Annotated in this window: 12 protein-coding genes; 8 read left to right on the top strand and 4 right to left on the bottom strand. The window is 70.7% G+C overall.

The window, feature by feature from the left end; all coding sequences use genetic code 11:
- Positions 1-167 precede the first annotated feature (167 nt).
- The 3 genes from ACKI2N_RS27735 (at position 168) to ACKI2N_RS27725 (ending at position 4,032) form a co-directional block, all read left to right on the top strand.
- A complete protein-coding gene (locus ACKI2N_RS27735) occupies positions 168-1,532 on the top strand; it encodes a M20/M25/M40 family metallo-hydrolase (protein ID WP_420992044.1) in 1,365 nt (454 codons plus the stop codon).
- A gap of 63 nt (positions 1,533-1,595) precedes the next feature.
- A complete protein-coding gene (locus ACKI2N_RS27730; protein ID WP_420992043.1) occupies positions 1,596-2,480 on the top strand; it encodes a GntR family transcriptional regulator in 885 nt (294 codons plus the stop codon).
- 253 nt (positions 2,481-2,733) lie between these two features.
- Positions 2,734-4,032 (top strand): aspartate aminotransferase family protein, encoded by a 1,299-nt coding sequence (locus ACKI2N_RS27725; RefSeq protein WP_420992079.1) that lies wholly within the window; start codon positions 2,734-2,736, stop codon positions 4,030-4,032.
- Positions 4,033-4,089: 57 nt separating this feature from the next.
- Here ACKI2N_RS27725 and ACKI2N_RS27720 read toward each other — a convergent pair whose 3' ends face one another.
- A complete protein-coding gene (locus tag ACKI2N_RS27720; RefSeq protein WP_420992042.1) occupies positions 4,090-6,711 on the bottom strand; it encodes an EAL and GGDEF domain-containing protein in 2,622 nt (873 codons plus the stop codon).
- Between the two features lie 266 nt (positions 6,712-6,977).
- Here ACKI2N_RS27720 and ACKI2N_RS27715 point away from each other — a divergent pair, with 266 nt between their 5' ends.
- From ACKI2N_RS27715 to ACKI2N_RS27695, 5 genes are all read left to right on the top strand, one after another.
- Positions 6,978-7,814: a universal stress protein gene (locus ACKI2N_RS27715; RefSeq protein ID WP_420992041.1), complete on the top strand. Its 837-nt coding sequence runs from the start codon at positions 6,978-6,980 to the stop codon at positions 7,812-7,814.
- Positions 7,815-7,898: 84 nt separating this feature from the next.
- On the top strand, positions 7,899-8,333 hold the full coding sequence (locus tag ACKI2N_RS27710) for a YeeE/YedE family protein (RefSeq protein WP_426990856.1): 435 nt from the start codon (positions 7,899-7,901) through the stop codon (positions 8,331-8,333).
- A 7-nt stretch (positions 8,334-8,340) separates the two neighbouring features.
- Positions 8,341-8,850, top strand: coding sequence for a DUF6691 family protein (locus tag ACKI2N_RS27705; protein WP_420992039.1), 510 nt, complete (start codon positions 8,341-8,343; stop codon positions 8,848-8,850).
- Between the two features lie 26 nt (positions 8,851-8,876).
- Positions 8,877-9,797, top strand: coding sequence for a cation diffusion facilitator family transporter (locus tag ACKI2N_RS27700; RefSeq protein ID WP_420992038.1), 921 nt, complete (start codon positions 8,877-8,879; stop codon positions 9,795-9,797).
- A gap of 140 nt (positions 9,798-9,937) precedes the next feature.
- Entirely contained in the window at positions 9,938-11,368 is a 1,431-nt protein-coding gene (locus ACKI2N_RS27695; RefSeq protein WP_420992037.1) for an MFS transporter, read from the top strand.
- Between the two features lie 21 nt (positions 11,369-11,389).
- Here ACKI2N_RS27695 and ACKI2N_RS27690 read toward each other — a convergent pair whose 3' ends face one another.
- The 3 genes from ACKI2N_RS27690 to ACKI2N_RS27680 form a co-directional block, all read right to left on the bottom strand.
- Positions 11,390-12,703, bottom strand: coding sequence for a HipA domain-containing protein (locus tag ACKI2N_RS27690; RefSeq protein ID WP_420992036.1), 1,314 nt, complete (start codon positions 12,701-12,703; stop codon positions 11,390-11,392).
- Positions 12,703-12,996 carry a helix-turn-helix domain-containing protein gene (locus ACKI2N_RS27685; RefSeq protein WP_420992035.1) on the bottom strand — a complete coding sequence of 98 codons (294 nt, stop codon included), beginning with the start codon at positions 12,994-12,996 and terminating at the stop codon, positions 12,703-12,705. The genes ACKI2N_RS27690 and ACKI2N_RS27685 overlap by 1 nt, the downstream gene beginning before the upstream one ends.
- Positions 12,997-13,200: 204 nt before the next feature.
- Positions 13,201-13,722 carry a hypothetical protein gene (locus ACKI2N_RS27680; protein ID WP_420992034.1) on the bottom strand — a complete coding sequence of 174 codons (522 nt, stop codon included), beginning with the start codon at positions 13,720-13,722 and terminating at the stop codon, positions 13,201-13,203.
- Between the last annotated feature and the right edge of the window lie 315 nt (positions 13,723-14,037).

Here is a 14,037-nt window from a genome sequence, read left to right as displayed (position 1 = left end):
GAGCAGGGTGCTATGGATGGAATGGTAATCCACGCGGCGCCGCGCTCGGCAAGACGGCCTGCGTGCGCGATGTGCCATGCCATGCCGGGGGCTGGCAGAATGGCGGTTTGCCCGGCTTGCCCGGTTTGTCCCTCGCGCCATCCACCCACGGAGCCACTGCCCCCGCCATGCCTGCACGCCCCCAATCCGCTGCCGTCGCCGTGCGTTCCCTGCCGTTGCTGCTGGCCGCGCTCGCGCTTGCCGCCCCGGCCGTCGCCCAGACCATTCCGGTCCCGGCGGTATCGCCCGCGGTGGACCGCGCCTACGCCAGCCTCGAAGCCGCGCCGCTGTTCAAGGCGCTGCAGGCCGCCGTGAAGGCGGACGACGCGCGCTCGCTGGGCGATCTCAAGGCGATGACCGAGATCCCCGCGCCGCCGTTCAAGGAGCGCGCCCGCGCCGAGTACTTCGCCGGCCGCCTCAAGGCGCTCGGGCTGAGCGACGCGCATATCGACGCCGAGGGCAACGCCATCGGCATCCGCAAGGGCAGCGGCAACGGGCCCCGGCTGCTGATCTCCGCGCACCTGGACACGGTGTTCCCCGAAGGCACCGACGTCACCGTGAAGCCGCGCGACGGCCGCCTGTACGCGCCCGGCATTTCCGACGACACGCGCGGCCTGGCCGTGCTGCTGTCGTGGCTGAAGGTGCTCGAGGACAACAAGGTGAACACGGTCGGCGACCTGGTCTTCGTCGGCAACGTGGGCGAGGAGGAACTGGGCAACCTGCGCGGCATGAAGGCGGTGTTCCGCGACCACCCGGACATCGACGGCATGGTCGGGCTGGAGCCCGGCGAGAGCGACCGCGTGCTTTCGCTGGGCACCGGCAGCCATCGCTATGAAGTCACCTTCCGCGGCCCGGGCGGCCACAGCTTCGGCGCCTTCGGCCTGCCCAGCGCGATCCACGCGATGGGCCGCGCGATCGCCAAGGTGGGCGACGTGCGCCCGCCCGCCGACCCCAAGACCACCTTCACCGTGGGCACGGTGGGCGGCGGCACCTCGGTCAACGCGATTGCCGGCGACGCGCGCATGGCCGTGGACATCCGCTCCAACGCCACGCCGTCGCTGCTGGAAACCGAGAAGCAGATCATGGCCGCGATCGAGGCCGGCGTGGCCGAGGAAAACCAGCGCTGGCAGCCGGCCGGCGCCAGCAACCGGATCACCTGGCAGGCCCGCCAGATCGGCGACCGCCCGGCCGGGCAGACGCCGCCCGACGCGGTCATCGTGCAGGCCGCGGTGCGCGCCATCGGCGGCCATGGCAAGGGCAAGCCCAGCCTGCGCGGCGGCAGCACCGACGCCAACGTGCCGATGTCGCTCGGCATCCCGGCCATCATCATCGGCAGCGGCGGCAAGACCGGCGGCTTCCACGCGCGCGACGAATGGTACGACCCGGCCAATGCCTGGGAAGGCGCGCAGATCGGGCTGGCCACCGTGCTCGGCCTGGTGGGCGTGCAGGGCGTGAGCCAGCCGCTGCTGGAAAAGCGGCCTGGGACGCGGTGAGACGGCATTGTATTTAAACGGTTTAATATTCAATTTGTAGTGAACCCACGGACCCCACTGCCCATGCCAGCTTCCAGCAAACCGGCTTCGCCGCTGCAGATCGACCTTGCGCGCCGCATCGCGCGGCAGGTGGTCGAAGGCGAACTGGAGCCCGGCGCGCATCTCGCCGAGGAAACCCTGGCCGGCCGGTTCGAGGTATCGCGCACGCCGGTGCGCGCGGCGCTGCGGCTGCTGGCCGGGCACGGCCTGATCAGCTACCGCGCCAACAGCGGCTATTTCGTCGAGGCGCCGGCGCCCGGCGCCGGGGTGCCGGACTTCGGCGAGTCCGGCGTGGGCGGCGACGAGCTGTACCGCCAGCTGGTGGACGGCCGCGCCCGCAAGCAACTGCCCGACACGCTGACCGAGAAGGAGCTGCTGCGCGCCTATCCGGTCTCGCGCAGCCTGCTGGCCAAGACCCTCACGCGCATGGCGGCGGACGGCCTGATCGAGAAGCGCCCCGGCCACGGCTGGCGCTTCCTGCCGTCGCTGGAGACGCCGCAGGCGCTGGCCGAAAGCTACCGTTTCCGCATGATCGTGGAATGCGGCGCGTTGCTGGAGCCCACCTTCGTGGCCGACAAGGCGCAGATCGAGCGCTGCCGCAAGGCCTACGAGCAGGTTATCCGGGACGGCGGCGCAAGCTTGTCGCCGGCCGGGTTCTTCGCGCTGAACACGTCCTTTCACGAGATGCTGGCGCGCTTTTCCGGCAACCGCTTCGTCCTGCAGGCGGTGCAGCAGCAGACCCAGCTGCGCCGGCTGGAGGAGCATGCGGCGTTCTACCGCGAGATCGACCTTCTCGAAGCCTGCCGCGAGCACCTGCAGATCCTCGACGCGCTGGAGCTCGGAGACCGCGAGTGGGCGGCGGCGCTGATGCGCCGGCACCTGCTGAGCGCGCGCGACCACAGCAACTGAGCCGTCCGGGCGGCGGCCTCTCTTCCGAATACCTCGCGATACGCGGCCGGGCGCGCGGACGCGGCACGGCTGCGCGCGCGGCTTGCGCATGGACTGTTTTTCCTCTGAATTGCACTTTATTATTATTTAGTACAAAATGGCTGGCAGCCTGTTCCACTCCGATGTCACTTCGACGAGCCCCGCCATGACCGCCCACAGCGTATTGCCCGATTCCGACACTACTTCCGACGCCACCTCCGCCACCTCCGCCTCGATGGCCGCGTACTGGATGCCGTTCACGTCCAACCGCCGCTTCAAGCAGCAGCCGCGGCCGCAGATGTTCTCCGGCGCGGACGGCATGTACTACATCCGCCCCGACGGCAGCCGCGTGCTGGACGGCATGGCCGGGCTGTGGTGCGTCAATGCCGGGCACCGCCGCCCGGAAATCGTCGAGGCCATCGCGCGCACGGCCTACGAGCTGGACTACGCTCCGTCGTTCCAGATGAGCCATCCGCTGGCCTTCGAGTTTGCCGAGGCGCTGGTGGCCGAGGCGCCGGCCGGCTTGTCCAACGTGTTCTTCTCCAATTCCGGATCGGAGGCGGTGGACTCGGCGCTCAAGATCGCGCTGGCCTATCACCGCGCGCGCGGCGAGCCGCAGCGGGTGCGCCTGATCGGGCGCGAGCGCGCCTATCACGGCGTGGGTTTCGGCGGGCTCTCGGTGTCGGGCATCGCCGGCCATCGCAAGCCGTTCGGCAACCTGCTGCCGTGGGTGGACCACCTGCCGCACACCTACAACCGCGAGGCGATGGCGTTCTCGCGCGGCCAGCCGGCCTGGGGCGCGCACCTGGCCGACGAACTGGAGCGCATCGTCGCGCTGCACGACGCGTCCACCATCGCCGCCGTGATCGTCGAGCCGGTATCGGGCTCCACCGGCGTGCTGGTGCCGCCGGTGGGCTACCTGCAGCGCCTGCGCGAGATCTGCGACAAGCACGGCATCCTGCTGATCTTCGACGAGGTGATTTCCGGCTTCGGCCGCGTGGGGGCGCCGTTCGCCTCGCAGGCCTTCGGCGTGGTGCCGGACCTGATGACCAGCGCCAAGGGCCTGACCAACGGCGCGGTGCCGATGGGCGCGACGCTGGTGCGCAGCCATGTGTACGAGGCCTTCATGCAGGGCGCGCCGGGCAGCATCGAGCTGCCGCACGGCTATACCTATTCGGGCCACCCGATGGCTTGCGCGGCCGGGCTGGCGGCGCTGGACATCTATCGGCGCGAGGGCCTGTTTTTGCGCGCCGGCGAACTGTCGGAGCGCTGGGCCGACGCGGCGCACGGCCTCAGGGGCCTGCCGCATGTGGCGGACGTGCGCAACATCGGGCTGCTGGCGGCCATCGAGCTGGAGCCGCTGCCGGGCCAGCCCGGCCAGCGCGGCTATGCCGCGCACCTGGCCTGCCTGGAGAAGGACTGCCTGATCCGCGCCTCGGGCGACACCATGGTGCTGTCGCCGCCGCTGGTGATCGAGCCGGCGCAGATCGACACCCTGTTCGGCACGCTGGCCGAGGTGCTGCGGGCGTCGTGATGCCGTCGTGATGCTGTCGTGATGGCCGCCGCCGCGCCTGCCGCGGCGGCGGCGGGCTTACCGCAGCGAGTGGTTGGGCAGCGGCGCCGCGCGCTCGGGCGGGCGCCGCGACTTCATCCATTGCGCCGCGGCGTCGGCGTCCAGCGGGCGCGAGAACAGGTAGCCCTGGCCCATGTGGCAGCCCTGCGAGAGCAGGAACTGGCGCTGCGCCTCGTTTTCCACGCCTTCGGCCACCACCGCGAGCTTCAGGCTGTCGCCGATGCGGATCACGGCGCTGGCCAGCTCGCGCGCGGCGGCGTCGCTTTCCAGGTCGATCACGAAGCTCTTGTCGAGCTTGAGCTGGTGCACCGGCAACTGGCGCAGGTAACCCAGGCTCGAATAGCCGGTGCCGAAGTCGTCCATCGACAGGCGCACGCCCTGCGCGTGGATGGCGGCGACGGTGGCGGCGATGCCGGCATCGTCTTCCATCAGCAGGCCTTCGGTCATCTCCAGCACCAGCGCGTGGGCGGGCAGGCCGTGGCGCGCGAGCGTCTCGGCCACGTGGGTGGCCAGCGCCGGGTCGCGGAAGCTGGCCGGCGAGATATTGACGGAAATGGTCGGCACAGGGATGCCCTCGCGGCGCCACGCGGCCAGTTGCGCGCACGAGCGCTCCAGCACCCAGCGGTCCAGCGTGCCGATCAGCCCGGCGTCCTCGGCCAGCGGCACGAAGCGGTCCGGCGGCACCTTGCCGAAATGCGGATGATGCCAGCGCACAAGCACTTCCAGCCCGTACAGGCGCCCGTCGCGCAGGAACACCTGCGGCTGGAAATTGAGGTGGAGCTCCTCGTTGAGCAGCGCGTCGCGCAGCGCGGACTCCAGCGCCAGCCGCTCCTGCGCGGCCCAGTTCATCTCGATGCTGAAGAAGCGGAACAGGTTGCGCCCGGCCGCCTTGGCGTCGTACATGGCCATCTCGGCGCAGTGCAGCAGGTAGTCCAGCGTGTCGCCGTCCGACGGGAACAGGCTGATGCCGATGCTGGCCGAGGGCGCGATGCTGGCGTGGTCGATGCGCAGCGGCTGGCGCATGGCCGCCAGCAGGCGCTGGCCGGCGGCGATGGTGCGGGTGCGGTCGGAGCCGGGCAGCACCAGCGCGAACTCGTCGCCCGACAGGCGCGCCACCAGCGCGCTTTCGCCGGCATGGGCGATCAGGCGCTTGGCCACCTCGCGCAGCATCTTGTCGCCGCCGCTGTGGCCGAGCGAGTCGTTGATGTACTTGAAGCGGTCCAGGTCGACGAACAGCACGCTCAGCGCGGCGCCGGCCTGGCGCGCCGCCAGCAGCAGCTTGCCGGCCTGGCGCTGCAGCAGGCTGCGGTTGGGCAGGCCGGTGAGGGAATCGTACTGGTCGAGCTGCTGGATGCGCTCGGCGGCGTCGTCGCGCTCGAAGGCCAGCTTGCACAGCGAGGCGCATACCTCCACCAGTTGCTGGTGGAAGGCGTCGGGCTCGCACACGCGGCGGAAATAGAAGGCCAGCGTGGCGAGCACGCGGCCGTCGCCGGCCTTGATCGGGTATGACCAGCAGGCCGCCAGGCCCAGCGGCAGCGCCAGGTGGCGGTAGTCCGCCCAGCGCGGATCGGCGGCGATGTCGCTCACCACCACCGGCTCGCCCAGCCAGGCGGCGGTGCCGCAGGAGCCTACCGTGGGCCCGACCGGCAGGCCGTCGAGCATGGCCGAATATTCGGGCGGCAGGGCCGGCGCGGCCAGCGGGCGCAGGCGCCGCTCGGCGTCCACGCGCAGCACGCTGGCGATGACCGAGGGCGCCACGCGCTGCACTTCCTGGCAGATCAGCTCCATCACCGCCGGCAGCGGCTGCTCCATCACCATCGCGTGCAGCACCTTGCGCTGGAGCAGCTCGTAGGTCTTCTTCTGGGTGATGTCGGACAGGATGACGATGCCGTGATGGTGGCCTCCGCCCGTGCTGGCCAGGTGCCGCACGGTGGCCGAGACCCACAGCGGGCTGCCGCCGCGCGCATAGATCAGCGCCTCGTGGCGTTCCACCAGCGGCGCGGGGTGCGGCGCCTGCAGGCGCCGCAGGGCGGCGAGGTCGGTGAACTCGCCGGCCAGCACGTCGCAGGGCGTGCGCCCGACCATGTCCTCGGGCGCGTAGCCCAGCATGCGCGTCAGGCCCGCGTTGACGTAGACGATGCGCCAGTCGGCATCCACCACCAGCACCGCGCTGTCGATCTCGTCGGCGATCACCGCCAGCAGCGGGTGGTCGTCGCGGCACGGCCCGGCCGCGTCGGACAGCTTGACCAGCAGCGTGCGCAGCGTGAGGTCGCCCAGCGTGGTGGCCGATTCCGCCAGGAAACCGAAGCGCTTCCCGCCGTCGGCGCGCAGCACCTGCACCGCCGGCAGCCGGTCGCCGCGCCCGTCGCGCTCGTCGCGCTCGTCGTTTCCGCGCCCGGGCTGCGGGCAGGCCTCCGGAGTGGCGTGGCCGCCATCGGGCAGCCGCTGCACCAGCGTATCGACATGCAGGCCGATCACCTCCGCCCGGCTGGCGCCGCACAGCGCCTGCGCCGCCGCATTCAGGAAGATCACCTGGCCGTCCGCGTTCAGCACGAAGACGGCATCGGTGGCCTGTTCGAGCGAGTTGCGAAATAGCTGATGGGGGTCGGCTATGCTGAGCGCTTTGTCTCTGTCTGGCATGAGTGAGGTAAACGTCGCTAACGACCGATGATGCTTGCCCGCCCCGGCGGGGCCTCGCGGGCCAATGACTCGGCTCTGGCATTGCTATCGGCAGCCCGGCGCGGATTCTGAAGTTATTTTTTCGGCGCTCGCCCGCCGCCCCGGCCGGGGGCTGCCACGGCGCGCCCGGGCTTGGCATAATTGCGGCGCGGCGGCACCGCGGCATCGTGCGCAGGCCCCCGCCGCCGCCCAATCCACCGCTGACCGTGCCCGGAGCCCCAGACATCATGGAATACAAGACCCTGCTGGTCGAACTTGGCCCGGATACGGGCTGCGCCGACCGGGTGCGCCTGGCGGCCGGGCTGGCGCGGCACAGCGGCGCCAGCGTCACCGGCGTGACCGCGACCGGCATGCGGCTCGAGCCCTTGCGCGGCGCCGGCGACGACGCCGGCCGCTATGCCGAGCTGGCCCGGCGCCAGTTGCTGGCGCAAGGGGCGGCCGCCAGCGCCGAGTTCCACCGCGTCATGCAGGAGGCCGCGCCGGAGGTGAGCTGCACGCATCGCCTGATCGAGGAAGATCCGGGCTGGGCGCTGGCCCGGGAAGGGCGGCTGGCCGACCTGATCGTGCTGGCCCGGCTGCCGGGGCTGGAATCGCTGCCCGTGCTGGTGGCGCAGACCCCGGAATACGTGATGCTGGAAGCGGGCCGGCCGGTACTGCTGGTGCCGCCCGGCGTGCGCAGCCTGGCCTGCGGACACGTCGCCGTGGCCTGGGACGGCGGCCGCGAAGCCGCCCGCGCGGTGGCCGACGCCATGCCGCTGCTGCGCCGGGCCGCGCGCGTCAGCGTGATCTCCGCCCCGGCCGCCGACGGCGGCACGCCGCAGCCGCAGGCCGCGCCCGCCGCGCTGTGCGAGCACCTGGCAAGCCACGGTATTGCCGCCGCCGTCCATGCCGTGCCGGGCGGGCAGCGGCCCGGGCCGCTGCTGCTGGCGGCGGTGCGCGAATTGCAGGCCGACCTGCTGGTCGCGGGCGGCTACGGCCACGCGCGCCTGCGCGAGCTGGTCACCGGCGGCACCACCCGCACCCTCATGCGGCAGTCCGACATTCCCGTGCTGATGTCGCACTAGCATCGCACTCGCATCGCACCAGCGCAGCACCAGCGCAGCACGAGGGTGGCACCAGCCGCCCGGGACCCCGACAAGAAGACCATCATGACAATCGACTGGACGCATTTCACCCCGCTGCCCGCGCTGGCCGGCGGCCTGCTGATCGGGCTGGCCGCGGCCCTGTTCATCCTGTTCAACGGACGCATCGCCGGCATCAGCGGCATCGTCGGCGGCCTGCTGCGCCCGGCGCGCGGCGAGGTGGCTTGGCGGCTGGCCTTCGTGGCCGGCCTGGTGGCGGCGCCGCTGGGCTGGCGCCTGGCCGCGGCGCTGCCGGAAATCCGCATCGAGGCCGGCACCGGCATGCTGGTCGTGGCCGGGCTGCTGGTGGGCCTGGGCACCCGCTATGGCGCGGGCTGCACCAGCGGGCACGGCGTGTGCGGGCTGTCCCGGCTGTCGCCGCGCTCGCTGGCGGCCACGCTGGCCTTCATGGCCGCCGGCTTTGCCACGGTCTATGTGGTGCGCCACGTGACCGGCCGCTGAGATGGCCATGCATACGACGGTTTCCGCTACGCCTTCGCGCGGCGCTCCCGATGCCGCCGCGCGGCCGGCGTCCCTGCTGTCCCTGCTGTCCCTGCTGTCCGCGCTGCTGGCCGGGCTGGTGTTCGGCCTCGGGCTGATCCTGGCCGGCATGGCCAACCCCGCCAAGGTGCTGGGTTTCCTCGACCTGGCGGGCGCCTGGGATCCGTCGCTGGCGCTGGTGATGGGCGGCGCCATCGCGGTCGGCCTGGTGGCGTTCGCGCTGGCGCGGCGCCGCCGCGTATCGCTGCTCGGGCTGCCCATGCAGCTGCCGGCCGCGCGCCGCATCGATGCGCGCCTGGCCGGCGGCAGCCTGCTGTTCGGCATCGGCTGGGGCCTGGCGGGCATCTGCCCGGGCCCGGCGCTGGTGTTGCTGGGCGCGGGCGCCTGGCAGGGCGCGGTGTTCGTGCTGGCCATGCTGGCGGGCATGGTCTTGTTCGAGTGGCTGGAACGGCGCGCCCGCGCCGCGCGTGCGCGATGAGCGCGGCAACGCCCGGCGAGGGCCGCATGAGAACCGACGCGCGCGAACCCGGCGAGCAGGACGGCGCCGACACGACGGTCAAGTCCGAGGCGGCGCGCCGCAGCACGCTGGTGAGCGTCGGCGTGAATATCCTGCTGACCTGCATGCAGATGCTGGCCGGGCTGTTCGCCGGCTCGCAGGCGCTGATCGCCGATGCCGTGCACTCGCTGTCCGACCTGGTCTCGGATTTCGTGGTGCTGTTCGCCGGTCACCATAGCCGCAAGGACGCGGACGACGACCACCAGTACGGCCACCAGCGCTTCGAGACCGCCGCCTCGCTGGCCATCGGCGTGCTGCTGCTGGCGGTCGGCGCGGGCATGTTGTGGAGTGCGGTGAGCAAGCTGGAGCATCCCGAGCTGATCCAGCCGGTCAGGGAGATCGCGCTGTGGGTGGCGCTGGGCGCGCTGGCGGCCAAGGAACTGCTGTTCCGCTACATGCTGGCGGTGGCGCAGCGCGTGCGCTCCGGCATGCTGGTGGCCAATGCCTGGCACGCGCGCTCGGACGCGGCGTCCTCGCTGGTGGTGGCGCTCGGCATCGGCGGCAACATGCTGGGCTTCCACATGCTGGACCCGATCGCCGCGCTGGTGGTCGGCCTGATGGTCAGCCGCATGGGCTGGAAGTTCTCGTGGGAGGCGCTGCACGACCTGATGGACCGCGCCGTGGACGAGCAGACCGTGGAGCAGATCCGCCGGGCCATGGCCGACACGCCCGGCGTGCAGGGCCTGCATGACCTGCGCACGCGCAAGATGGGCGACTTCGTGCTGGCCGACGTGCACCTCGAGATCGACGGCTCGCTCACGGTGGAGGCCGGCCACCGCATTGCCACCGAGGCACGCCGGCGCGCCTTGCTGGTGACCGACGTGCTGGACGTGATGACGCACGTGGATCCGGTGCGCGTGCCGCGCTGAGCGGCGACGGCAACGGCTGGCGCCCAGGCCCGGTATGATGGCGCTTTTGCCCCGGCGCGCCAGCCCCGGGGCGGCCGCCAAGACCGAGACAACCCACCCCTGTGCCCGGCGGCACCCTGCCGGGCCGCGCACGCCAGTCCATGGAAACCACGCAAAGCCAGTCTTCGATGAGATTCCTGCCGTATCTCGTCGCCGCCACCTTTTTCATGGAGTACCTCGACACCACCGTGATCGCCACGGCGCTGCCGCAGATGGCGCGGTCGTTCGGGGTCGGGCCGAACGACCTCAGCCTGGGCATGACCGCCTACATGCTGGCGCTGGCGGTGTTCATCCCGGTCAGCGGCTGGATTGCCGACCGCTATGGTTCGCGCACCGTGTTCGGCGGCGCCATCGTGGTGTTTACGGTGGCATCGGTGCTGTGCGGGGCTTCCGGCGGGCTGGTGGAGTTCACCGCGGCGCGCGTGCTGCAAGGCATCGGCGGGGCGATGATGGTGCCGGTGGGGCGCCTGATCGTGGTGCGCAATACCGACAAGCGCGACCTGATCAAGGCCATCTCCACCATCACCTGGCCGGCCATCGTCGCGCCCGTGGTGGGGCCGCCGATCGGCGGCTTCATCACCACCTATGCCTCGTGGCGCTGGATCTTCCTGCTCAACGTGCCGTTCGGCATCGCCGCGCTGGTGGCCACGTTCATGATGGTGCGCAACGCGCGCGAGGCCGAGCGCAAGCCGCTCGACGTGGCCGGATTCCTGCTCAGCGGCGCCACCCTGACGCTGGTGCTGTACGGCACCGAGCTGGCCAGCCAGGACGGCGCCAGCCTGGCGCTGGCGGGCGGCTGCGTGGCGGCCGGGGTGGTGCTGGGCCTGCTGACCGTGCGCCACGCCGCCGGGCATCCGCACCCGCTGCTCGATTTCACCACGCTGCGCGTGCCGACCTTCTCGGTCACGGTGATGACCGGGTCGCTCACGCGCGTGGGCATCGGCGCGGTGCCGTACCTGATGCCGCTGCTGTTCCAGGTCGGCTTCGGCTTGTCCGCGTTCCGCTCGGGCCTGCTGCTGCTGGCCAGCGCGCTGGGCAACCTCGGCATGAAGGCGCTCACCACGCGCGTGCTGCACCGCTACGGGTTCCGCACCACGGCAATCGTCGACGTGGCCTTCGCCAGCCTGTTCATCGTGGCCTGCGGGCTGCTCACGCCGCAGACGCCGCTGGCGGTGGTGCTGTTCGTGGTGTTCGTCTACGGCGTGACGCGCTCGATGCAGTTTTCCACGCTCGCCACGCTGGCCTACGCGGACATCCCGCAGGCGCAGATGAGCAGCGCCAACACGCTGTGGAACGCCGCCCAGCAGATGACCATCGGGCTCGGCATCGCGTTCGGCTCGCTGTCGCTGCGCGTGGCGGCGTCGCTGCGCGCGGAGCCGGTCCAGGCGGGCGCGCTGCCGCATTTCACGCTCGGCGATTTCCGCTGGGCCTTCCTGTTTGCCGGCGTGCTGACACTGGTCTCGCTGATCGGCTACGTGCGGATGGCGCCGGACGCGGGGCGGAACCTGGGCGGGCAGCGCAAGGCTGCCTGAATCCCCCTTGGGCGGGCGGCGCTACAGCAGGTCTGCGTCGACGGCCAGGATTGCCGGCGCCATCGCCTGCAGCGCCTCGGCCTGGCGCCGGACCAGCGCCGCGATGGCCCGCACCATGTCGCGCTCGGCGCCGACGTAGGCTGCGTCGCCTGCCTGCGCCTCGGCCTGGGATGAGGCTGCGCGCGCCAGCGCGGTCATGATCCGCACGCCGGTGGGCCGGCGGATGCCGATGCGCGAGAGGAAGTCCGCGAAGGCAAACGGCGTGATCTTGTCCAGTTCGAACGCGTCGCCATAGGCCATGGCCAGGTCATGCTGGAAACGCGGGTATTGCACCACCGAGACCAGGTCGTAGAAGGGTGTGGGTGTCAGGCCGGCGCGCGTGCAGAAGAAGGAAAAATTCTTGCCGTGCGCGTCGCTGTTGCCGATCAGGAACTGTAGCGTGGCCCATTGCAGCATCACGCGCTGGGCCACCGCCTGGTCCACGGTCTGGCCGCGCAGCGAGAACAGCCGTTCGAAGCCCACCCCGTCGCGGATGGCGGCTATGTCGCTGCCGGCGCCGAAATTGCGCTCGTACTTGTAGCTCACGGGCAGGTCCAGCGCCTGGCATGCATCCACGATGTGCAGGCGCCGTACGGCGCCGCCTTCGCGCACGCGGTCGAAGCGCTCGATCAGCAGGACCGGGCTGGGGATGCGCAGGATCGACACCGGCGCGGCGGGCAAGCCGAGGCGCGCGGCCAGCGTCATGCAGAAGTGTTCGTTGGCCACCATGCAGGGGGCAGACTCCTGTGCCGCCTCCGGCTTGACGATATGGGTGGAGGCCACGCCCTCGCCGTCGGCCAGCCAGAGGCGGCCGCCCTCCACGTAGACCGCGAGCTTGTCCTGATATCCGGCAATCGACAGCCGGACGCGGCCATCCCACACCGAGAACGGCACCTGTTCGCGCGCCCGGATGCGCTGGTCCAGTTCCTCCGAGGTGATTTCGCGCAGGCGTGGCGCATCGGGCGGGGGCGGCGCGCCGGCATGAAAGCGCAGGGCGCCAGCGGTCTCGCCGCCGAGTTGCCGGATCAGGCCGTAGACATTGTTCCTGGCGACCTGCCCGTACTCGGAGGCGATGTCGAGCGCATGGCCCTCGGGCAGCAGGTTCTCGATGAAGCGCCGGATCGTTGCCGAAGCGGCGGGTGCCCCGAACGGGATTGCCGGAGACAGCGGGTAGCGCCGCGCGGCACCGAGCCAGGCCGCATCGTAGGCGAACGCGAAGGTGTCCGCGAGTGCGTCGTAGCTGACCGTGCCGACGCGGTCGTCGCCGTCATGGACGGACAGGGCATGCGTTGCCATCAGGCGTCCGCTTCCGCGGCGGCAGGCAGGGACAGCCCCGCTACCATTGCCTTCGGCCCGGCGACGAGGCCGAGGCCGAGGCCCGCCAGGACCAGCAGCAACTTGTCGGTCTGCACCGGGCGGCCGTTTTCCAGCCGAGACAACAGGTTGGCCGAGACGCCGCAGAATCCCGCCGCATCGTCGATGCGAAGTTGTTGTTCCAGGCGGCGGCGGCGCACCAGCGCACCCAGCTCCGCGAGGGTGGTCAGGCGCGGATCGACCGGCGCTGGTACGGGCAATAGCTGGCGTGGCATGGTGGCGGATAGGGTCAGGTGGTTTCCAGGAATAGAAACAACGAGATGAATGCAGTACGGAAACTCGATTGTTTCCTCAAGCGGAAACTTTAGGGACGCCGGGACACAAAGTCAAATTAGTTTCCTTATACGGAAATAAAAAGCACTCGCCCCGGCTCACGTCGATTGTTTTGCTATACGGAAACAATGTGACGCCATATTGGCTCAGTGCAGGTGAGCGCCGCAAACGCCGGCTGTCGGCGCGCCGCCAGCACCGTGCCGCGCGGCCAGTTCATGCTCATGCAGGCTGGCATCCTGCCATTTGCCGCCGTCCCAGGCCTGAAAGCGCAGCTCGGCGAGCGGGATGGCGGACATCGTGCCCAGCCAGTCGGTCGGGTTTGCGCCCATGCGCAGGCCGCTGGCGACCATCACCATGGCCTGCGGCACCGCGATGCCGGCCACACGGGTGATGGCGGGCCAGGGCAGCAGGCGGGTGTCGCTGCGCGGCAGGCCGAAGCGGAACAGGGGCGGCTGCCCGGACATGCCGGGCCGCGGGACGGCGCGCGAGGCGTCGCGGCGCTGCCATGCGGCGTGGGCGGCGGATGGCTCCCAATGCTGTTGCCGCGAGAACCACAACACCTTGCCCGTGCCGGCGGGCGTGGCGGCAGGGATCAGGCCTCTGGATTGCGCGATCGCCGGCAGATGGCTCCCCGTGGTGTAGTGCCAGACGAAATAGGTGGTGTTCATGACGGACTCCTGCTGTTCGCCTCCTACACTGAGTGCGAATGCTTGTCATGACAAGGAAGGGCAATGACGCGTTGCGCCGCGTGGAAATATGCCTCGGGCAGCACCGCGGGCGCATGACGACCGCGAGGCCAGTGTCAGCGCGGTCTGGCGGGCGGGTCCATGTTCCGCGTCGCGCGGGACTGCCGCGATGTGCAGGGGAAATGGAGGAAAACTGCTAGTCGGGAGAGCGCCGAAAGTGGTTCAAGCCTTGCTTTCATGCCAGGGAAGGCGAACGAGAGAGAGCGGGCAGGGTATACATTTCTTGACCTGGAAAAT

The sequence above is a fragment of the Cupriavidus sp. 30B13 genome (assembly GCF_049059565.2).
Lineage (GTDB): Bacteria > Pseudomonadota > Gammaproteobacteria > Burkholderiales > Burkholderiaceae > Cupriavidus.
The sequence above is the reverse complement of the archived record's forward strand: the minus strand, read 5'-3'. Positions and strand labels throughout refer to the sequence as shown.